This window comes from Rhizobium sp. BK049, assembly GCF_014193135.1.
Lineage (GTDB): Bacteria > Pseudomonadota > Alphaproteobacteria > Rhizobiales > Rhizobiaceae > Rhizobium.
In genome coordinates this window covers 23721-43135 of record NZ_JACHYV010000001.1, presented here as the reverse complement: position 1 = coordinate 43135, position 19415 = coordinate 23721, and the positions used below count along the sequence as shown (strand labels likewise).

The window sequence follows — 19415 nt, the reverse complement described above, 5'->3', positions numbered from 1 at the left end:
CGAACTACTTCGGCTCGTCCATCATCTTCGGAACTTCGAAGGTGCCGGCCTTGATCTCCGCGCGCTTGGCTTCCATCGCGGCTTCCGCCTCGGCAGGCGCCACGCCCTTGACGAAGACGATATCGCTGCCGCCTTCCTTCATCAGGCCGTAGGACGTGTAGTTCCGGCCCACCGGTTTGCCGGCGGCGACATCGGCGATCGCGGCATTCAGGATCGGACGGAAGTACCACATGGCGTTGGCGAAGACCGTATCCGGATAACGCGGCGTATAATCGATCAGCGAGCCGACCGACCTGATGCCGCGTTCCTTGGCGGCGTCGGCCGTGCCGATGCGTTCGCCGAACAGGATGTCGGCGCCGGCGTCGATCTGGGCAAGGCCAGCTTCACGGGCCTTCGGCGGATCGAAGAAAGTGCCGATGAATGCGACGAGGTGTTTTGCATCAGGGTTGACCGCCTTGACGCCGGCGGCGAAGGCGTTGATAAGCATGTTGACCTCGGGAATCGGAATGGCGCCGACCGAACCGACGATGTTCGACTTGGTCATCTTGCCCGCAAGCATGCCAGCGAGATAGGCGCCGTCGTGATTCCAGGTTCCGAAAACACCGAAATTGTCGCCGGCTTGCTCGCCGCTCGAACCAAGCACGAAAGCGGTATCGGGATAGTCGGCCGCGACCTGACGGGCCTCCTTCTCCACGGCATAGGCCTCGCCGATAATCAGCTTGTTGCCCTGTTCGGCATATTCGCGCATGGCGCGGGGATAATCGGTGCCTGAGACGCCTTCGGAGAAGACATATTCGATGACTCCGTCCTTGGCCGCGTCCTGGAGGGCCTTGTGCAGGCATGAGTTCCAGGCATTTTCAACCGGCGACGCATGGATGCCGGCAACTTTCAGGGGCGCAGCCGCCCTTGCTAGCGGGGCGAAGCCGCTGACGCCAAGCGCAATGCCCGAGGCGATCACTGCCCGGCGTGAAATCAACATGTCTTTGGTCATTGATTGTTCCCCTTTTTTTACCAGCTGGTTCAAAAATCATAGTAGCGCCTAAAAACGTGTCAAGCAGTGAACCGGCCCAAAAATCAGGCTAATCGGCCGCAGCAGCCTGGCTGAATGAACGAGACGTCCTAGGTCTGCATGCCCGGTGCCGCCGCGCTTCTCGGGCCGGATCTGCAGGGCTTGGCGCGACAACTCCGGCAGGCTATGCATAGAACCGTTGGGTTGGGGAAATTGAAATGGGTGAAGAAGAAGACGCCTCGCGGCGGCCGATCGCGAGCCGGTCGTCGTCCTGGGCGATCGCCCTCGTCCGTCGCCTTCTCGTGCTGTTCGTGCGGATCATGGTCGGCGCCCGAAGCGAGTGGCGGGGCTGTACGCCCGACCTTCGCCGCCGCATCTATTTCGCCAATCACAACAGCCATGTCGATACTGTTGCCGTCATGGCTGCCCTGCCGTGGCCGGTGCGACGGCTGACCCACCCGGTCGCGGCGCGCGATTACTGGGGAACGAGCGCCTTTCGGCGTTTCATTGCCGAGAAAGGCCTGCGCGCCGTCCTGATAGACCGCAAGCCTCTGCCCGACAGCAACCCGCTGGAGCCGGTCGAGCGCCTGCTGGAGGAGGGGTGCTCGGTCCTGATCTTTCCCGAAGGCACGAGAAGCGCCAACGATGAGATCGCCCCTTTCCGCAGCGGCATCTATCGCCTTGCCTGCCGGTTCCCCGATGTCGATCTCGTGCCGATCCATCTCGACAATCTTCAGCGCATCCTGCCGAAGGGAAGCTGGCTGATCGTGCCGATCACCTGCACGGCCCGGTTCGGCAAGCCGCTGCGCGTCGAACCGGGCGAAGGAAAGGACGCATTCCTGGCCCGCGCCCGTGCAGCAGTCATCGAGTTAGCGGACGGAAAGCACATCGCATGAGCAGCTTTTTCTCCATCGTGCTTGCCGCAATCCTCGGCCTGCTGGCCGTCGCCTCCGCTATTGGTTTCATCCTTCAGCGGCGCGCGACCGAGCCCGGATCCGTCGCCACCGTGCATAACCTCAATGCCCGCATCCGCTCATGGTGGATCATGGTCGCGATATTCGGCGGTGCGATCCTGCTCGGCGACACCGCTGTGGTCGTCCTGTTCGCATTCCTGTCCTTCATGGCGCTGCGCGAATTCTGGACGCTGACGCCATCGCGGCGCGGCGATCACCTGGCGCTGTTCCTGTCCTTCTTCGTCGTCCTGCCGGTGCAATATGTGCTGCTCGGGACGCTATGGTACGGCCTCTTTTCGATCTTCATCCCGGTCTATGCATTCCTAATCCTGCCGGCAGTGGCGACCCTGACGGGCGACGTGAACGAATTCCTGGCGCGCACCGCCAGGGTGCAATGGGGATTGATGCTGACGGTCTATTCGATCAGCCATGCCCCCGCGCTCCTGATGCTGGAGACCGGCACGCCGCCCGCCCTGCTGCTCGTCTATCTCGTCATCGTGGTGCAGCTCAGCGACGTCTTCCAGTATGTCTGGGGAAAGCTCTTGGGGAAACACCGCTTCTCGCCGAACATCAGCCCATCGAAGACGCTCGAAGGCCTCTTCGGTGGCGGCGCATCGGCCATCCTGGTGGGAACGCTGCTCTATCGCCTGACGCCGTTCTCGCCTCTGCAGGCCGCAGCCGTCAGCACCGTCATCGTAGTCGCTGGCTTCTTCGGCGGCTTCGTGCTCTCGGCCATCAAGCGCGATCTCAACGCCAAGGACTGGGGTTATGTGATCGAGGGCCATGGCGGCGTGCTCGACCGCCTGGATTCCATCACATTCTCAGCGCCGCTGTTCTTTCATATCGTCCGCTATTGGTTCACGACCTAGGCGCCGTCTAATCAAGACCGATCGAGATCCTCCAAGATCTCGAACAGCCGGCGCTGAACATCCCGCTCCTGTCTGCCAATGGCCGTCATCAGCCTGGCCATCGTTCCCCGCAGCCCATGCAGCTCGTCCACCAGCTCCATGACGATATCAACGCCAGCTTCGTTGACGCCCATATTTCCCATCAGGTCCAGGATGAGCCTTGCGCGGGCGACGTCAGCGTCGCGAAATTGTCGCTGACCGCTCGATGTCTCCGGGATCAGCCAGCCCTGTTCGATCCAGAAATCGAGTTGGACGACGTCGATTTTCAAGTAAAGACGGAATTCGAGATCATCCATGATCAGGCCTCCATGTTCTTTCTCGGATCGTATGGATGTGCGGCCGCCCATTCCTGCACAAGAGACGTGAGCCGATCGTCAGGGCGATCGGGCAATACGATCTTCAGCGAAACATAGACGTCGCCGTGTCCACCGCCGCGTTTCGGAACGCCCTTGCCCTTGAGACGCAGGACCTTACCGGTGTTGGAGTGCGGCGGCAGCGTCAGGCTGACAGCTCCGGAAGGCGTCGGTGCGCGAACCTTGCCCCCGAGCACCGCTTCACTGAGCGAAATCGGCAGTTCCAGGCGAATGTCGTCGCCGTCGCGCGTGAAGAAGCGATGCGGGCGCACATGAATTTCGATCAGCGCATCGCCAGCCGGCCCGCCTCCGATGCCCGGCTCACCCTTACCGCGCAGCCGCAAGGTCTGGCCGTCGCGAGTTCCCGGTGGAATTTGCACCTCAAGTGCGGGTCCATCGGGAAGCTTGACTTCGGTTCTGGCGCCGTTGACGGCTTGGAGGAAATCGACCTCCATGGAGAACCGCCGGTCCTGACCATGGCTCCGCGACCGACCACCGCCGGTGCGGCGCGAAAAGAAGTTAGCAAAGATATCGTCGGCATCGCCGAAATCGGCGAAGCCGGCACTGTTGTGATAGGGATCGTCGGGACCGCTTGAGGAGGCATAGTCGCGATAATAGCTGCGCTGGGCCCGCTCGGCGCCCGACATATCGATCTCGCCGCGGTCGAAGCGGCCGCGCTTTTCCTCATCGCTCAAAATCTCGTAAGCGGTCGAAATTTCCTTGAACCTGTCCTCGGCGTGTTTGTCGCCGGGGTTCAGGTCGGGGTGAAGTTTCTTGGCGAGCTTGCGGAACGCGCTCTGAATATCCTTCTGCGTCGCATCCCGCTTCACGCCCAGAAGCTCATAGGGATCCTGGCTCATGTACATCTCCGGTCGGGCAGTGAATACTGCTGGTTGGGTTGGGATTGATATAGGTTGCCAGGCCGCCGCCGGGGAGGGGATGCCCGCAAGCGTCGAAAGCCGGCCGTGTCATGTTCGGCGGAAGCTCGCCAGGATCAGAGCAAAGCGACGTTTTCTGCTTGAGCCGCAGCATCCTCACCGGCATGGTCCAGGCGCCGGTCGATAAGAACAGAGCACCCGGCATGGCGCACCACCTTCTCGACGATCGAGGAGAAGACATAGTCGGTGATATCGGGCACGTGGGATGACAGCAGGATGAGATCGGCAGCTCTCTCCCTAGCGGCCGATACCAGCAGCGCGGCGGCAAGGCCGATGCGAACCTCGATCATCGCCGGGATGTCCAGATCCTTGCACAGTGACGCAAGTTTCCGCTCGGCATCGACGATGGCAGCCGTCTCGAACTCTTCGGGAATGTCGGTCAGGTGGCGGTGCGGGATATTCTCAATGACGTGCACGACGACAATGGTTCCGCCTTCGTCCACCAGCGCCGCAGCCCGGCGCAGCAGGCGGTTTGCCGTCTGTCTGGAGCCCATGCCGATGCCGCAGATGATGGTGCGATACATTGAGATCAATATCCTCGAGGCGAGTCATTTCCGTCATCATAGCGCTATCGACAGCGCCTGCGTTGACTAAAGTCAAGCCGCGCTCTCGGACGATCGAAAGAGGGCGGGCAATGGATGATCGCGGTTCAGGACACGAATTCTGCCGCATTGTCGCAGTTGACGGCGACCGGATCGGCGATAGCTCTCATGCGACGCCGTCAAACCGTCGAGGTTCCACATGCCGAACTTTGCTATTATCGGAGCGGGCGCGATGGGAAGCGCTGTCGCCAAACGGTTGATCGACCACGGCGCAACGGTGCTGACCTGTCTCGAAGGGCGGAGCGAGCAGACGATCGCGCGAGCCAAGGCGGCCGGCATGGTGCCGGTAGGCCGCCTTGAGCTGGCCAAGGCCGAGCTGATCCTGTCGATCGTTCCGCCGGCCGAAGCAATCAAGGTCGCCGAACTGATCGCGGACATATCAGCTAAGACGCCGGTGCCGCCCTTCATCGACCTCAATGCCATTGCACCGAAGACGATGCAGGTGCTTGCGGCCCGTTTCGATGGCAGCGGCGTGGCGGTGCTGGACGGCGCCATCATTGGAGGACCGCCGGTTGCCGGAAAATCAGGTCCGAGTATCTATGTCAGCGGCGACAGCGCAGAGCACAGCAGACTGCTCGAAGATTACGGCTTGCAGGTCCGCCGTCTCGATGGACCGCTTGGTGCAGCTTCAGCACTGAAGATGTGTTATGCCGGCATCAACAAGGGATTTATCGGCCTCGGCGCCGCGATGCTTCTCGCCGCTTCCCGCTCGGGCGCTGCCGATAGCCTGAAGGTCGAACTCGCCGAAAGCCTGCCCGACTTCGACCGCAAGCTGTCGAAATCCATTCCTGACATGTATCCGAAGGCCTATCGTTGGGTTGCCGAAATGCAGGAGATCGCCGATTTCCTCGGTGCGGGCGATCCGGCAGCAGCCATCTTCCAAGCCATGGCGGATGTCTTCTCCAGGCTGGCAGAGGATGTGGAAGGCAGCCGCGCCCTCATCGCGCAGCTGGACGAGATCCTTTGCTCCCACCGAGCATCCGGCGCAATGGTCATGCCATAGCTCATCGCCGCTGCCGGCAACCCGTACCGAGCCGCCTAAACCTTTGCGAAGTCCTCGACCTGCGCGCGGATGGCGACCTCGGTCGGCAGCCGCTCCATCGAACTTGCGCCGTAGAAACCGTTGCATCCCTTGCAACGGGCCAGCACGTAGGCCGCATCCGCGGGCATGGCGATCGGGCCGCCATGGCAGAGCACGATGACGTCGTCGCGTACCGACCTCGCGGCATCAGACCATGCGTTGATTTTCTCCACGCATCCGTCGAGCGTCAGCGCCGTTTCGGCGCCGATCGCGCCTCCCGTGGTCAGGCCGAGGTGGCAGACGACGATATCGGCACCGGCCTTGGTCATGGCGGCGGCGTCATCGCTGCTGAAGACATAGGGTGTCGTCAGCATATCCTTAGCGTGCGCACGGGCGACGATGTCGATTTCCAGCTCAAAGCCCATGCCGCTCTCTTCGAGATTGGCGCGGAACGTTCCGTCGATCAGCCCGACCGTCGGAAAATTCTGGATGCCGGCAAAGCCCATAGCCTTCAATTCGTCGAGGAAGTGATCGGGCAGCATGAACGGATCGGTGCCATTGACGCCGGCAAGCACCGGCGTGTGGCGCACGACCGGCAGCACCTCGCGGCCCATTTCTTTGACGATTTGGTTGGCATTGCCGTAGGCCAACAGGCCGGCCAGCGAGCCACGCCCGGCCATGCGATAACGGCCGGAATTATAGATCACGATCAGGTCGATGCCGCCGGCCTCCTCGCTCTTGGCCGAAAGGCCCGTGCCGGCGCCGCCGCCGATGATCGGCCGGCCCTCGGCGATCTTGCGGCGAAGCTTGTTCAGAATGTCGTTTCTATCGATACGGGACAAAACTCTCTCCTCAGGCAGGGATGTCGTGGAAGCTGGCGACGAGTGCCGCGGCAAATTCCGGACTGTTGATATGGGCATCTATCTCGACGAGGCGTCTGTTTGGCGCGTCGCGCCAGCCGGTCCGGATGGCGGAAAACAGCGCGGCGTTGGCTTCCGGATCGTGGAACGGCTGACCGACGGCGTCGATTGCCGAAACGCCCTGAAGCGGCAGCAGGAAGCGGACCGGGCCCTGCATGCGGTTGAGCCGTTCGACGATGAAAGCGCCGATCCTGCCGTTTTCCTCCGGCGTGGTGCGCATCAGGGTCACCTGCGCATTATGGACGTGAAGCCTGCGGTCGCGGAAACCCGCCGGCACCGTTTCCCGCGCGCCGAAATTCACCATGTCGACGGCGCCGACCGAGCCGACATAGGGCAGGCCGGTGCGGATGATTGCGCCGAAGCGATCCTCGGTCGCGGGAAAGACGCCGCCGACAAGGAGATCGGCAACCTCGGTCGTCGTCACGTCGATCACGCCCTGCAGCAGACCTGATTCGGCGAGCTTCTCCATTGACTGGCCACCGACGCCGGTCGCATGGAAGACGTAGACTTCATGGGTCTTGCCGAGCATCTCGCGGACCTGGGTCACGCAAGGCGTGGTGACGCCGAACATGGTCATGCCGATGCCCGGTCGATCATCCGTGGAGGCGGGAACGGGGTTGTGGGCCATGCCGGCCGCGGCATTGGCCGCATTCCCGATCACTCTGCGTGAAATCGCATTCAGACCGGCGATGTCGACGACCGAATACATCATGGTCAGATCATTCGGGCCGACATAGGGCGCCACATTGCCTGAGGCCACCGTCGAGACCATCAGTTTCGGCAGGCCGATCGGAAGCGCCCGCATCGCCTCGGTCACCAGCGCAGTATTGCCGGTACCGCCGAGGCCGAGCACAGCGCCGATATCGTTGCGTGATTTCAGGAAACCCGTCAGCGCCTTGGCCATGGCCGACACCGCCGTTCCCCGGTCAGTCTGCCCGAGCACGGCCGCAGCACCATCCGGATGAAATGCCGCGACGTCGCGCGCTGGAATATCGGCGCCCGCACCCTCACCAAGCGTGCCGACATCAATCAGAACGGCCTCGGTTCCGGCTGAAAGAACCACCTCCCTGGCGTAGTTCAGTTCAGCGCCCTTGGTGTCTGAGGTGCCGACGATATAGACCTTTCCCATTGGTTTTCCTCCCCTTTTGGTCCAGCTCCCGCTGATCTTCCAACAAAATTCCCCGTGGTGTATTTTCCATATTGTATATTCTTCCGTATATTGCATACTTAAATCGCGAATGCCAGACGGAAGTGGAGACCATGAACGCACCGCGCCACCTGACCCTTCGAGAGCGGATCTACGAGGAAATCGTTCGGCTGATCGTTTCCGGCGAACTGCCGAGCGGCGTCTCGATCGACGAAAAGGAACTGACGGAACGCCTGCAGGTCAGCCGCACGCCATTCCGCGAAGCGATCGGCACGCTTGCCAAGGAAGGGCTGATCGAGATCAAGCCTTATCGCGGCTTCTTCGTACGCAGCTTCACGCCCAAGGAGATCGACGACCTCTACGAGCTGCGCAAGACGCTCGAGTGTTTCGCCGTCGAGCTCGCCGTTCCGCAGATGAGCGACCGGCATATCGCCGGTTTCGAACGTATTCTGGATGAGGCAGTGGCGGCGCTGCGCCGCGGCGACATGGCGACCTACGGCATCCGCGACAAGGAATTCCACGAGACGATTGCCGAGCTTTCGGGAAGCGCCCCGTTGGTCGAAACGTTGGCACGGCTCGCGCTGCAAATCCAGATCTGCCGCTCGATCGCCAATGAGAGCCGCGATCTCGCCGAGCGGGCAGCCGAGGAGCGCGATCAGATCCTGCAGGCTTTCCGGTCGCGCGACATAACCCGCGCCAAGGCGCTGATGCACGCGCATATCAGCGACGTCCAGCAGGCCGTCATGGCACGCTTTCAGAAGGAAAAACGGCGATTTGACGGATGAATGAAGGAGAGGGAGGTCTCCTCTCAACAAGCGAGAAACGTGGCCGAGGAGCGGCCCGGAGGAGGGAACAATGCTGAAATTTCTTGCCCGCGGAACGGCACTGGCAGCGATGATCGCCGCAAGTTCGCCGGCGCATTCCGAGACCCTGAAGATGTGGGGTCCGGAACAGATCACCGAACCACTGGTCGCCCAGTTGTGGAACGGCATCAAGGCCGATTTCGAAAAGGCCAATCCCGGTGTAACCGTCGAATTCATGCCGCCGACCGGCACGATCAGCAACGGCGCGGTGCAGGCGGCGATCCAGTCGGATGCCGGCCCCGATGTAATCCTCACCAATTCGGGCATCGGACGCATCAGCGTCGTCAAGAACGCCAAGCAGGTCATGCCGCTCACCGAACAATATGAAAAGCGCGGCTGGAAGGACGAGATCTATCCGTGGCTCTACACCGAACTGAAGGGCCAGTTCGGCGGCGAAATCTACGAAGTTCCCGATGGGCTCGACGCTCTCGGCATCTGGTACCACAAGGATCTTTTCGAGCAGGCGGGCTGGAAGATCCCGGCGACCTGGGCCGAGTTCGAAACGCTAATGAAGTCGATCGAGCAAAGCGGCCTGGAGCCGATCGCCATCGGTCCGCGCACGCCGGGCAGCGCCGGCCATCTCTTCGGCAATCTGCTGCAATCGGCGAGCGGCAAGGACGTGATCGGCAAGGCGCTGCGCCGCGAGATCGCCTTCAACGATCCTTCGGTCGCCGCCGGCGCCGTCCGGCTGCAGAAGCTGGTCGAGGCGGGCTACATCAAGAAGGAAATGGCGGGTCTCGACCTCGACGGCGCCTCGCGCCTCTGGTTCAACAAGCGCGCCGCCATGTTCGTTGCCGGCCCCTGGTTCACCGCCAATGCCCGTAAGGCCGGCTATGACCTCGCCAACGCCGGTTATGCGCCCATGCCTTCCGACATCAAGGGGGCGGCGATACCGACCGGCGGCGTCGGCTGGAGCTGGCTGGTGCCTGTTAACTCAAAACAGCCGGAGCTTGCGATGAAGTGGATCGACTTCATGCTGTCGGATGCGGTGATGAAGAAACGGGCGCAGGATCCGGCAAGCACGATGATCTATCCGCGCGAAATCCCCGGCGTAGAACCACCGACCCCTGTTCTCAAAGATATCTTCGCGGCTGCCGCCGGTGGTGTCGGCTACAATCCGAGCGTCTATCTGCCCGGCCCCGTACTCGACACCTACTTCCAGGTCATCCAGGGTCTCATCTCCGGCCAGATCGGCGGTGAGGACGGCATGAAGCAGATCCAGACGAAGATGACAGAGGCGAAATAGTGGCCATTCCAGAAACGCCGGGAAGCAAGGCCGTGGCTCCTCTCAGCACTGCACCTGCCATGGCGGGGCATACGGGCGGCAATCCCGCCCGTATGTCCATACGCCGGACGGCAGGCTCGGCTTGGCCCGATGGCGATACCGGCACCGCATTCTGGCTGATGGCGCCGGCGCTCGCTCTCTATGCCGTCTTCACGCTGCTGCCGATCGCTGCCACCTTCTGGCTGAGCTTCAACAGCTCCGCCGGCTTCAACACGTCCGCGAGCTTCGTCGGTGTCGACAACTACGCCAAGGCGGCGCAGGATCCGATCGTCTGGAAGAGCCTCGGCCATACCTTCATCTGGCTGGCCTACCACGTGGTGATGGCAGGCGGGCTCGGCCTTCTGCTGGCGCTTGCGGTCAGCAGGCTCAAGGTCACGCAGGTCTTCTTCCGCACCGCTTTCTTCCTGCCGCATCTGGTCTCGCTCGCCGTCGTCGGCGTCATCTGGGCCAATATCTACGATCCGTTTTTCGGCCTGCTGAACACAGCCCTGACACGGGTCGGGCTCGGCGCCTTCACGCAGGGCTGGCTTTCCGATCCCGCGCTCGTGCTGTTCTCCGTCAATGTCGCAAGCTCGTGGCAGGGTTTTGGCCTTTACATGCTGCTCTTCATCGCCGGCCTGCAGAATATCGACCACTCGCTTTACGACGCGGCCGAAGTGGACGGCGCCAACGCGTTCCAGAAGCTGATCTATGTGACGCTGCCGGGGCTTCGCGAGGTGACGACCTTCGTCGTCTCGCTGGCAATGATCAACGGCCTGAAGGGCTTCGCCACGGTCTTCGTCATGACCAATGGCGGGCCATTCTATCAGAGCGAGCTGATCACGACCTATATCTACCGGCTTGCCTTCCAGTCCCAGGATCACGGGCTTGCGGCGGTGCTTTGCATCCTGCTCAGCCTGCTTGCGATTGCCATCACCCTCGTCTTCAACCGCTGGCGCGCGAGGCTTTCCCAATGAGTGTGCGCAGTCGCGAATGGCCGGTGGCGCTGGCGCTCACCCCGGTCTTGATCCTGATCCTCGCCCCCTTCGTCTGGCTGCTGATATCGAGCTTCAAGACCGAGGCCGAGATCGGCCAGGCCGATCCCTTTGCCTGGCCCGCCGACCTGATGTGGCGGAATTATCTCGACGCCTGGCAAATTGGCGGCTTCGGCGAGCTCGTCGGCAACAGCCTTATCAACGTCGTCGGCGTCGTCCTTCTGTCGCTCGTCACCTGCGCGCCGGCCGGCTATGCACTTGCCAAGATCCGATTCCCCCGCCGGGAATGGCTGTTCTACGCCTTCATCCTCGGGCTGACCGTGCCGGTCCAGGCGATCGTCATCCCGCTCTACCAGGTGCTCTTCGGGCTGAACCTCGTCAACACGCTTGCTGGTATCGTACTGGTGCAGGTCAGCAACGGCATTCCCTTCGGCATTTTCCTGATGCGCAGCTTCTTCATTGGCGTGCCGGACGATCTGATCGAAGCCGCCAAGATCGATGGCGCCTCGCATTTTCAGATCCTCACCAAGGTCTTTCTGCCGATCTCGACGCCGGCGGTCCAAGCGCTCGTCATAATCAGCGCTCTCTCCACCTGGAACGATTTCTTCCTCCCGCTGATCGTGCTGATCAGCCCCGAAGTGCAGACGCTGCCGCTCGGGCTGGTGCGTTTCGCCAGCACCTATGCTTCCGACTACCGCCTGGTCTTTTCGGGTACGGTCATTTCGTTCCTGCCGATCATTCTTCTCTACATCCTGATGCAGCGCCGTTTCACCGAGGGGCTGACGCAGGGAGCAATCAAGGGCTGACCATGTCGCATCATGTCCAGCGGGAAATCCGCTACAATTTCGAATTCGATTACCGCATCAAGGCCTGCTTCATCGGCGCCGGCGGCCATGCCTACCGCAATGTCTATCCGGCGCTGCGCTATGCGCCCGTGGACCTCGCCGGCATCTGCGATCTCGATATCGGCCGCGCCGAGAAATTCGCCAAACTCTTCGGCGCCGGCAAAGCCTATACCGACCATCGCGAGATGCTCATGCGGGAAAAGCCGGACCTGGTCTTCCTCGTCACCGCCTATCATCCCGACGGCCGGGTGCAGGCGACCGACCTTGCGCTCGACGCACTTGCCTCGGGCGCCCACGTCTGGATGGAAAAGCCGACAGCGGCGAGTCTCGAGGATATCGAAAGGCTGCATGCGGCAAGTGCGGCGGCCGGACGCATGGTGATGACCGGTCTCAAGAAGACCTTTTTCCCCACGATCGAGAAGCTCAAGGACCTGATCGGCTCGCCCGGTTTCGGCAGGCTGACCTCGATCAACGTCCGTTATCCCCAGAGCCTGCCGAGACCGGAAGACCGCGCCGATCTAGTCAGGATGCAGAGTTTCCTCGACCATATCTACCATCCGGGCGCGATCCTCAATTTCCTCGGCGGCGAGATCGAGCGCGCGGGCTATGAATGGGAGCCGCTGACGGGCGCGAGCGTCACCAGCCTGCGCTTCCGCTCCGGCGCGATCGGCACGCTGCATTTTGCCGCCGGCCAATCGGGCGGCAGCATTTTTGAACGGGTCGAGATCGTCGGGGAAGGCGCCAACGCCATTGTCGAGAACGGCAGCCGATTGACTTATTTCCGCAAGGCGGACCTGCCGTCCTATGGCCGCGCCGCAAGCTTCATCCAGCCTGACGAGAATGCGGCGCTGTTCTATGAGCCCGAACATTCGCTCGGCCAGCTCTATAATAACAACCTCTTCTATCTCGGCTATGTGCCCGAAATCCTGCACCTGACCGACGCGATCCTTGCCGGCGCGCAGATATCAAGGGGCACGCTCGAAATCGCTCGCGAGATCATGAAGCTCTTCGAATTCTACAGACGCACGGATGCCGGCGTCACTTCCTATCTTTGACCGGAGGCGCAGTCTTGAACGAGACCGACATCATTTTCAGGAAAGCCGGCGGCGAATTCATGCCGACCTCCTGGGGCGAACTCAACTGGAAGATCACCGGCGACGGCACAGCCGGGGCCGAGATGACCTTCGGCACCTGCCGCATCAATCCCGGCGAGCGCAACCAGCTGCACTCGCATCCCGATTGCGAGGAGATTCTCTACGTCGTCTCCGGCAGCTGCGAACACAAGCTTGGCGACGCCCTTTATCGGCTCGAAGCCGGCGATGCGATCCGCATTCCCCGCAATGTCAGGCACTGGGCGCGCGCGCTCGGCAGCGAACCGCTCTTTGCCCTGATCATGTTTTCCTCCGGCACCAGGACGGCGGTCAACCATGAAGGCGAGGGGGCGGCCTGAACCGGTCGTTTTCCGCAACTTTGCCAAGCTCCGACGTTTGCGTGAAACCATTCCGATAGCTGTGACAAACCCTCATCACCTCTGCTATGTCAGGAAAAATGCGGCGACCCAACAGGCGTCGCGCTCTGTCCGATCAATGCCAGGAGTTTGAAAGATGAGCGGTACCGACTATATCCCCCCGAAAGTCTGGACCTGGAACAAGGCGAATGGCGGCCAATTCGCCAATATCAATCGCCCGATAGCGGGACCGACACATGAGAAGGAGCTTCCGATCGGCCGCCACCCGCTGCAGCTCTATTCGCTCGGCACGCCGAACGGCCAGAAGGTCACGATCATGCTCGAGGAGCTGTTGGCGCTCGGCCATAGCGGCGCGGAGTATGACGCCTGGCTGATCAAGATCGGCGAGGGAGACCAGTTCGGCAGCGGCTTTGTCGCCGTCAATCCCAACTCCAAGATTCCGGCTTTGATGGACCGCAGTGGTCCGAAGCCGATCCGCGTCTTCGAATCCGGCGCCATCCTCACCTATCTCGCCGAGAAATTCGGCGCTTTCCTGCCGACCGAGCCGGGTGAGCGCGCCGAATGCCTGTCATGGCTGTTCTGGCAGATGGGAAGCGCGCCCTATCTCGGCGGCGGCTTCGGCCATTTCTACGCCTATGCGCCTGTCAAGATCGAATATGCGATCGATCGCTTCGCCATGGAAGTGAAGCGTCAGCTCGACGTGCTCGATCGCCGCCTTGCCGAAAGCGAATATGTGGCAGGCAGCCAATACACGATCGCCGATATTGCCATCTGGCCATGGTACGGCGGCCTGGTGAAGGGCTGGAGCTACGGGGCGGCCGAATTCCTGCAGGTCGAGGACTATAAGAACGTGTTGCGCTGGGCCGACACTATCTATAGCCGGCCCGCCGTGCAGCGCGGCCGCATGGTCAACCGCCTCTCCGGCGACCCGTCGAGCCAGTTGCACGAGCGTCACGACGCCAGCGACTTCGAAACCAGAACGCAGGACAAGCTCGCGGCAGCCGAATAAGCAAGCCGATCATTCACTTGTCGCGGCAATGAACGAGGCTCCGCGGCCCTAAAGGCGGCGGAGCCTTTGCATGCTGCACGAACTCAGTTCTTGACCGTGTCTTCCAGAAAGAAGCGGCCGAGCGGGTTCTGGTGGAAGTTCTCGATATTCCTGCGCGAGACGTTGATGTAAGGGCTATAATAGAGGTCAACCCAGTTGACGTCGTCCTTGGCCATTTTCTGCAGATTTACATACATCTGTTCGCGCTTCTCGGGATCGAGCTCGAGACGCGCCTTGGCGACCAGTTCCTTCACTGCCTCGTTCTTGTAATTGGTCAAATAGTTGTTGTTGGAATCGTGGCCGAGGACGAAGGTGGTCTTCTGGTCCGGGTCGAGAATATCGTTGGTCCAGTAGTTAACCGAGATGTCATAGTCGCCGGCAACGAGCATATCCCATTCCTGGCTCGGGTCGACCTTCTGTAGATTGGCGGTGATGCCGGCCTTCTGTAGCTGCTGCTGGACCAAGACGGCCGTCTGCTCATCGACTTCGTCGCCGGCACGCACCACGTAATTCAGCGTCAGGTCGGAGGCTCCGGCAGCCGCCAGCAGCTCCTTCGCCTTTGCGGGATCATAGGGCCGCTGCAGGTTGTCGGCGTAGTAATAAAGCGCACCCTTCGGAATGTAGGAATTGGCGACGGTGCCCTGGCCGAAGGTGACGGTGTCGACGATCGCCTTCTTGTCGATCGCAAGGTCCAAGGCCTGGCGAACTTCCTTCTTGCCGAGCGCGCCATGCGCGTGATTGATCAGCAGATGGTCCTCGCGTGTCGATGCGTCGATGGCGACATTCAGATTCGGATCCTTCTTCAGCTCTTCCACGCGGGAGAAGGGCACGAAAATCGCAGCGTCGAGCTCGCCGGCCTGAACGTTCAGCATGCGGGTGTTGTCATCGGGCACCGAAATCCACTCGACGCCGTCGAGCTTGACGCGGTCGGCTTCCCAGAAATTCGGGTTTTTCTTGAGGATGACGCGGTCGCCGCGCCGCCATTCGTCGACCACGAAGGCACCGGATGCGATCGGCTTCTCGCCATAAGCATCGGGTCCCAGCGATTCCATGCCCTTCTTGGAAATGACCGAGGCATTGGGCAGCGCGAGCGTCGAGAGGAAAGGCGCGGACGGGTTCTTGAGCTTGATCGTCAGCGTATGCGCGTCGGTTGCGACCGCCGTGTCGATCACCTTGTAGGAATCGCTCCAGAGCGAGGCAGGGTCGTCACGGATGCGCAGCAGGCTGTAGGCCGCGTCTTCCGCCGTCAGAGGCGAACCGTCGGAAAATTTCGTGTCGCGGATCTTGAGCGTATAGGTCAGCCCGTCATCCGAGGCGGTCCAGCTTTCGGCAAGGCCCGGCTCCAGCTTGGTGCCTGTCTGGTCGACGCGGATCAGCACATCGTAGACATTCGAGAACACCCAGTTGTCGATGTTCTGGGCCGTCTTGATCGGATCGAATGTCGTCGAATCCTCGCGGCGTCCGATTGTGAGCACACCGGCGGCCTCGGCATAGCTCGCACTCAGCGTCAGGCCTGCGAGCATGGCGGCAAGCCCGATTGATTTCCACCTGTTTGTCATCAGTTCGTTCCCTTCTTTGTTATGACATTCGTTTGATCGACATGGATTGCGGTTCGTTCCAGCGGCCGGTGCCTTGCAGCAGCGGCTTGTCGGGATCGATGTCGGGAATGGCGGCGATCAGCGCCGCAGTGTAGGCATGCTTCGGCCGCGCGAAGACCTCCTCGGTGCGGCCCTCCTCGACGATCTCGCCGCGATACATCACCACGACGCGTTCGCAGAGATTGCGCACGATCGCGAGATCGTGGGCGATGAAGATCAGCGTGAGGTTCATCGTCGCGGTGAGTTGGCGGAAAAGCTCGATGATCTGCGACTGGATGGTGACGTCGAGGGCGGCCACGCATTCGTCGGCGATGATCAGCTTCGGCTCGACGGCGAGCGCGCGGGCAATGCCGGCGCGCTGGCACTGGCCGCCGCTCATGCTGCGCGGCTTACGCTCGGCGAATTCGCGCTCGAGGCCGACAAGATCGAGCAACTCGCCGATCCGCGGCGCAATATCGGCGGCGGCGACCTTCTCCTGAACCTTCAGTACTTCGGCAAGCATCTGGCCGATTGTCAGCCGCGGGTTCAGTGCATTGTAGGGGTCCTGGAACACCATCGCCGTTTCGCGCCTGAGCTTTGCCAGGCCCGCGCTGCGCTGCTGCGCCAGGTCGATACCGTCGAAAGTGACGTGGCCGGCAGAAAGCGGCGTCAGCCCGAGGACGGCGCGAGCAAGCGTACTCTTGCCGCTGCCGGATTCACCGACGATGCCGATAGTCTCGCCTGGCATGATCCTCAGGCTGACGCCGGCAACGGCGCTGATCGTCTTGGCACTGCCGGGGAGCAAACTGCCCCCCGCTGTGAAGCGGACTTGGAGATCGTCGATTTCGAGCAATGCTCTGCTCGGCTGGCGAGCCTCGGCCTGCGGAGCGGCCGTCCCGCCTGACATGGAGGGGTGGCTGTCGATCAAGTTCATCGTGTAGGGATGCTGCGGCCGCGCAAGGATCGTCCGCTTCGGTCCCTCTTCGACAAGCTTGCCGCCGCGCATCACCGCGATGCGGTCGCAGGTCTGGGCGACGATGCCGAGATCGTGGGTGATGAGAATGATCGACAGGCCGCGCCGGTCGCGAATGTCGATCAGCAGCCGCAGGATCTGTGCCTGGATGGTGACGTCGAGCGCGGTCGTCGGCTCGTCGGCGATCAGGATCTTCGGGTTGCAGGACAGGGCGACACCGATCATCGCCCGCTGGCGCATGCCGCCGGAAAATTCATGCGGATAGCTGTCGTACTGACGGCGGGGTTCTGGAAAGCCGACCTGCGTGAGAATCTTCACCGCTTCTGCGCGAGCCTCGCGGGCGCCGAGGCCCTGATGGTAGCGGATGCCCTCGGCGATCTGGTCGCCGATCCGCATGACCGGATCGAGATGGCTGGTCGGGTTCTGGAAGATCATGCCGATCTCGCCGCCACGCACCTTCAGCATCTCGCCATCGTCGACCCGCGTCAGGTCGCGCCCCTCGAGCAGCACGGAACCGCTCTCAATCTTCAGCAGCGAGGAGGGCAGCAGGCGCACCAGCGAGCGGCAGAACAGGCTCTTGCCCGAGCCGCTCTCGCCGACGAGGCCGAGAATCTCACCGCGGCCGAGGTCGAGCGAGACCGCATCGATGAGCGTTCGCGGACCGGAATCGAGATGCGCCCTGACTGTGAGATCGCGGACGGACAGTACGGAGCCGCTCATTCGTGTACTCCCAGCAATTCGCCGAGCGCATCGCCGAGCATGCTGAAGCCAAAGGCGAGGCAGACGATGGAGAGGCCGGGAAACAGGGTGATCCACCAAGCCGTGGTGATGAAGCTCTGCCCTTCCGCGACCATGACACCCCATTCGGCGATCGGCGGCTGGACGCCGAGGCCGAGATAGCTGACGGCCGCGCCGCTCAGCAGCACCAGCGTCGCATCGGACATCGAAAAGACGATCGAGCCGGCAATCGCGTTCGGCAGCAAGTGCCGGAACATGATGCGCCTGCGGCTGAAGCCGAGGCTGACGGCGGCAACGGCGTAATCGCTGCCCTTCAGCACCAGCATCTGCGCCCGGATCAGTCTCGCATAGGAGACCCAGCCAACCAGCGCCATGGCGATGTAGAAGCTGCCGAGCCCGGGGCCAAGGATGGCGATGATCGAGAGCATCAGCACGAGAAAGGGAAAGGCAAGAATGATATCGACCAGACGCATGAACAGCGCATCCACGATCCCGCCGAAGAAGCCGGCGATCGTGCCGACCGTCGTGCCGATGACGAAGGGGAAGACGACGCCGATCAGCGCCATCTGCAGATCGATGCGCGCACCCCAGATGACGCGGGAAAGGATGTCACGGCCGAAATTGTCGGTGCCGAAGGGGTGAAGCAGCGAAGGCGCCTGCAGGCGCACCTCGGCATTCTGCATGATCGGGTCATAGGGCGCGATAAGAGGCGCCGTAAGCGCCAGCAGGATGAAGAACAGCAGCACACCGGCGCCGACGGCAAGCATCGGCCGCCGGCCGCGAAGGCGGCGCGAGCCAAGGGACGCGGGTGATGTCGCCTCGATGCTCATAGCTTCACCCTCGGATCGACGGCAACGGTGACGATATCGGCGACGAAGTTGATGAGCACGGTGGCGCAGGCAAAGACCATGGCGACACCCTGCACCACCATGTAATCGCGCGAGAAGATCGCCCTGACCAGCAGCTGGCCCATGCCGGGCAGCGCAAAGACGCTCTCGACCACAACCGTGCCTCCGATCAGCCAGCCGATGTTGACGGCGAGCAGATTGATCGTCGGCACCAGCGAATTCGGCAGCACGTGCCGCCAGAAGACGATGCCTTCGGGCATGCCGCGGGCGCGCGCCGCCGTCGCGACATCCGATTTCAGCGCCTCAATCATTGCCGCCCGCAGGCTGCGCGTCAGCACGGTCGAGAGCGACAGCGCGACCGTCAGGCTCGGCAGCACAAGATGCGCAAGTTTGTCGCCGATGGCCACGCCGTAGCCCGAGACCGGCAGCAGGCCGAGCTCGACGCTGAACAGGATGATCAGCATCAGCCCCAGCCAGAAGGGTGGAAAGCCGATGCCGAAGGTCGAGACGATGCGCACCACATGGTCCGGCGCACGACCGGCATTGCGCGCGGCGATTGCCGCCATCGGTACCGCGATCAGCACCGACAGGATGACGCTGGCGGCCACGAGCGCGAGCGTCGGCTCGATGCGGGTCGCGATCAGTTTCAGCACGTCGATCTTGTAGAGGATCGATTTGCCCATCTCGCCATTGGCAAGGTTCTTGAGAAAATAGACATATTGCAGCCACATCGGCTGGTCGAGGCCGTATTGGGCACGGATATTGGCAAGTGCCTCAGGCGTCGCCCGCGTGCCGAGGATATTGCGTGCGGGATCGCCAGGGATCAGCCGAACCAGAATGAAGGTGATGACGCTGATGCCGAAAATGACCGGCAGGAACTGCAGCGGTCGGGTCAGAACGAATTTATAGCGATGCATGGCGGCGCTCGCCCCTCTGTCTTCGTCC

The 19415-nt window shown here is 62.0% G+C and carries 20 protein-coding genes; 10 read left to right on the top strand and 10 right to left on the bottom strand.

The features are described 5' to 3' along the window. Window positions 1-4: 4 nt before the first annotated feature. Window positions 5-991 (bottom strand): BMP family protein, encoded by a 987-nt coding sequence (locus FHT70_RS00230; RefSeq protein ID WP_097599634.1) that lies wholly within the window; start codon window positions 989-991, stop codon window positions 5-7. 236 nt (window positions 992-1227) lie between these two features. On the opposite strand from FHT70_RS00230, the gene FHT70_RS00225 reads away from it, so the two are divergent. After that, window positions 1228-1905 (top strand): lysophospholipid acyltransferase family protein, encoded by a 678-nt coding sequence (locus FHT70_RS00225; RefSeq protein ID WP_246721665.1) that lies wholly within the window; start codon window positions 1228-1230, stop codon window positions 1903-1905. After that, entirely contained in the window at window positions 1902-2831 is a 930-nt protein-coding gene (locus FHT70_RS00220) for a phosphatidate cytidylyltransferase (protein WP_097599635.1), read from the top strand. Before FHT70_RS00225 ends, FHT70_RS00220 begins: the two co-directional genes overlap by 4 nt. Window positions 2832-2842: 11 nt before the next feature. Here FHT70_RS00220 and FHT70_RS00215 read toward each other — a convergent pair whose 3' ends face one another. From FHT70_RS00215 to FHT70_RS00205, 3 genes are all read right to left on the bottom strand, one after another. Further along, complete coding sequence (locus tag FHT70_RS00215; protein WP_097599636.1) at window positions 2843-3166, bottom strand: chaperone modulator CbpM; 324 nt, start codon at window positions 3164-3166, stop codon at window positions 2843-2845. Between the two features lie 2 nt (window positions 3167-3168). Further along, window positions 3169-4083 (bottom strand): J domain-containing protein, encoded by a 915-nt coding sequence (locus tag FHT70_RS00210; protein WP_097599637.1) that lies wholly within the window; start codon window positions 4081-4083, stop codon window positions 3169-3171. A gap of 134 nt (window positions 4084-4217) precedes the next feature. After that, complete coding sequence (locus FHT70_RS00205; protein ID WP_097599638.1) at window positions 4218-4685, bottom strand: universal stress protein; 468 nt, start codon at window positions 4683-4685, stop codon at window positions 4218-4220. A 217-nt stretch (window positions 4686-4902) separates the two neighbouring features. On the opposite strand from FHT70_RS00205, the gene FHT70_RS00200 reads away from it, so the two are divergent. Further along, window positions 4903-5766: an NAD(P)-dependent oxidoreductase gene (locus FHT70_RS00200; protein WP_097599639.1), complete on the top strand. Its 864-nt coding sequence runs from the start codon at window positions 4903-4905 to the stop codon at window positions 5764-5766. Between the two features lie 35 nt (window positions 5767-5801). Here the strand turns inward: FHT70_RS00200 and FHT70_RS00195 are convergent, their stop codons facing one another. Both FHT70_RS00195 and FHT70_RS00190 read right to left on the bottom strand, forming a co-directional pair. Beyond that, window positions 5802-6626 carry a phosphoenolpyruvate hydrolase family protein gene (locus FHT70_RS00195; RefSeq protein WP_183698257.1) on the bottom strand — a complete coding sequence of 275 codons (825 nt, stop codon included), beginning with the start codon at window positions 6624-6626 and terminating at the stop codon, window positions 5802-5804. Between the two features lie 10 nt (window positions 6627-6636). After that, window positions 6637-7833, bottom strand: a complete 1197-nt coding sequence (locus tag FHT70_RS00190) for a Tm-1-like ATP-binding domain-containing protein (protein ID WP_183698256.1) — start codon at window positions 7831-7833, stop codon at window positions 6637-6639. A gap of 131 nt (window positions 7834-7964) precedes the next feature. Between FHT70_RS00190 and FHT70_RS00185 the strand changes: the two genes are divergently transcribed. The 7 genes from FHT70_RS00185 to yghU all read left to right on the top strand — a co-directional run bounded on the left by FHT70_RS00185 (window position 7965) and on the right by yghU (window position 14295). Then, the gene (locus tag FHT70_RS00185) at window positions 7965-8636 is read left to right on the top strand and encodes a GntR family transcriptional regulator (protein WP_183698255.1); all 672 of its coding nucleotides are present in this window, start codon (window positions 7965-7967) and stop codon (window positions 8634-8636) included. A gap of 70 nt (window positions 8637-8706) precedes the next feature. Beyond that, a complete protein-coding gene (locus FHT70_RS00180; RefSeq protein ID WP_183698254.1) occupies window positions 8707-9960 on the top strand; it encodes an extracellular solute-binding protein in 1254 nt (417 codons plus the stop codon). Window positions 9961-10019: 59 nt separating this feature from the next. Next, a complete protein-coding gene (locus tag FHT70_RS00175) occupies window positions 10020-10955 on the top strand; it encodes a sugar ABC transporter permease (RefSeq protein WP_183698521.1) in 936 nt (311 codons plus the stop codon). Then, the gene (locus tag FHT70_RS00170; protein ID WP_183698253.1) at window positions 10952-11779 is read left to right on the top strand and encodes a carbohydrate ABC transporter permease; all 828 of its coding nucleotides are present in this window, start codon (window positions 10952-10954) and stop codon (window positions 11777-11779) included. Before FHT70_RS00175 ends, FHT70_RS00170 begins: the two co-directional genes overlap by 4 nt. A gap of 2 nt (window positions 11780-11781) precedes the next feature. Next, window positions 11782-12873 carry a Gfo/Idh/MocA family oxidoreductase gene (locus FHT70_RS00165; protein WP_183698252.1) on the top strand — a complete coding sequence of 364 codons (1092 nt, stop codon included), beginning with the start codon at window positions 11782-11784 and terminating at the stop codon, window positions 12871-12873. Between the two features lie 14 nt (window positions 12874-12887). Further along, window positions 12888-13268, top strand: coding sequence for a cupin domain-containing protein (locus FHT70_RS00160; RefSeq protein ID WP_183698251.1), 381 nt, complete (start codon window positions 12888-12890; stop codon window positions 13266-13268). A gap of 154 nt (window positions 13269-13422) precedes the next feature. After that, a complete protein-coding gene (gene yghU, locus FHT70_RS00155) occupies window positions 13423-14295 on the top strand; it encodes a glutathione-dependent disulfide-bond oxidoreductase (RefSeq protein WP_183698250.1) in 873 nt (290 codons plus the stop codon). Window positions 14296-14378: 83 nt separating this feature from the next. Here the strand turns inward: yghU and FHT70_RS00150 are convergent, their stop codons facing one another. The 4 genes from FHT70_RS00150 to FHT70_RS00135 are packed head-to-tail and all read right to left on the bottom strand — an operon-like array spanning window position 14379 to window position 19387. Continuing rightward, complete coding sequence (locus FHT70_RS00150) at window positions 14379-15893, bottom strand: ABC transporter substrate-binding protein (RefSeq protein ID WP_183698249.1); 1515 nt, start codon at window positions 15891-15893, stop codon at window positions 14379-14381. Window positions 15894-15912: 19 nt separating this feature from the next. Next, complete coding sequence (locus tag FHT70_RS00145; protein WP_183698248.1) at window positions 15913-17604, bottom strand: ABC transporter ATP-binding protein; 1692 nt, start codon at window positions 17602-17604, stop codon at window positions 15913-15915. Continuing rightward, entirely contained in the window at window positions 17601-18452 is an 852-nt protein-coding gene (locus FHT70_RS00140) for an ABC transporter permease (protein ID WP_183698247.1), read from the bottom strand. Before FHT70_RS00140 ends, FHT70_RS00145 begins: the two co-directional genes overlap by 4 nt. Then, window positions 18449-19387 carry an ABC transporter permease gene (locus FHT70_RS00135; protein ID WP_183698246.1) on the bottom strand — a complete coding sequence of 313 codons (939 nt, stop codon included), beginning with the start codon at window positions 19385-19387 and terminating at the stop codon, window positions 18449-18451. Before FHT70_RS00135 ends, FHT70_RS00140 begins: the two co-directional genes overlap by 4 nt. Window positions 19388-19415: the final 28 nt, after the last annotated feature.

Coding starts and splice junctions, on each gene's coding strand:
- FHT70_RS00230 (WP_097599634.1), bottom strand. CDS start 991: ATGACCAAAGACATGTTGATTTCACGCCGGGCAGTGATCGCCTCGGGC.
- FHT70_RS00225 (WP_246721665.1), top strand. CDS start 1,228: ATGGGTGAAGAAGAAGACGCCTCGCGGCGGCCGATCGCGAGCCGGTCG.
- FHT70_RS00220 (WP_097599635.1), top strand. CDS start 1,902: ATGAGCAGCTTTTTCTCCATCGTGCTTGCCGCAATCCTCGGCCTGCTG.
- FHT70_RS00215 (WP_097599636.1), bottom strand. CDS start 3,166: ATGGATGATCTCGAATTCCGTCTTTACTTGAAAATCGACGTCGTCCAA.
- FHT70_RS00210 (WP_097599637.1), bottom strand. CDS start 4,083: ATGAGCCAGGATCCCTATGAGCTTCTGGGCGTGAAGCGGGATGCGACG.
- FHT70_RS00205 (WP_097599638.1), bottom strand. CDS start 4,685: ATGTATCGCACCATCATCTGCGGCATCGGCATGGGCTCCAGACAGACG.
- FHT70_RS00200 (WP_097599639.1), top strand. CDS start 4,903: ATGCCGAACTTTGCTATTATCGGAGCGGGCGCGATGGGAAGCGCTGTC.
- FHT70_RS00190 (WP_183698256.1), bottom strand. CDS start 7,833: ATGGGAAAGGTCTATATCGTCGGCACCTCAGACACCAAGGGCGCTGAA.
- FHT70_RS00185 (WP_183698255.1), top strand. CDS start 7,965: ATGAACGCACCGCGCCACCTGACCCTTCGAGAGCGGATCTACGAGGAA.
- FHT70_RS00180 (WP_183698254.1), top strand. CDS start 8,707: ATGCTGAAATTTCTTGCCCGCGGAACGGCACTGGCAGCGATGATCGCC.
- FHT70_RS00175 (WP_183698521.1), top strand. CDS start 10,020: ATGGCGGGGCATACGGGCGGCAATCCCGCCCGTATGTCCATACGCCGG.
- FHT70_RS00170 (WP_183698253.1), top strand. CDS start 10,952: ATGAGTGTGCGCAGTCGCGAATGGCCGGTGGCGCTGGCGCTCACCCCG.
- FHT70_RS00165 (WP_183698252.1), top strand. CDS start 11,782: ATGTCGCATCATGTCCAGCGGGAAATCCGCTACAATTTCGAATTCGAT.
- yghU (WP_183698250.1), top strand. CDS start 13,423: ATGAGCGGTACCGACTATATCCCCCCGAAAGTCTGGACCTGGAACAAG.
- FHT70_RS00150 (WP_183698249.1), bottom strand. CDS start 15,893: ATGACAAACAGGTGGAAATCAATCGGGCTTGCCGCCATGCTCGCAGGC.
- FHT70_RS00145 (WP_183698248.1), bottom strand. CDS start 17,604: ATGAGCGGCTCCGTACTGTCCGTCCGCGATCTCACAGTCAGGGCGCAT.
- FHT70_RS00140 (WP_183698247.1), bottom strand. CDS start 18,452: ATGAGCATCGAGGCGACATCACCCGCGTCCCTTGGCTCGCGCCGCCTT.
- FHT70_RS00135 (WP_183698246.1), bottom strand. CDS start 19,387: ATGCATCGCTATAAATTCGTTCTGACCCGACCGCTGCAGTTCCTGCCG.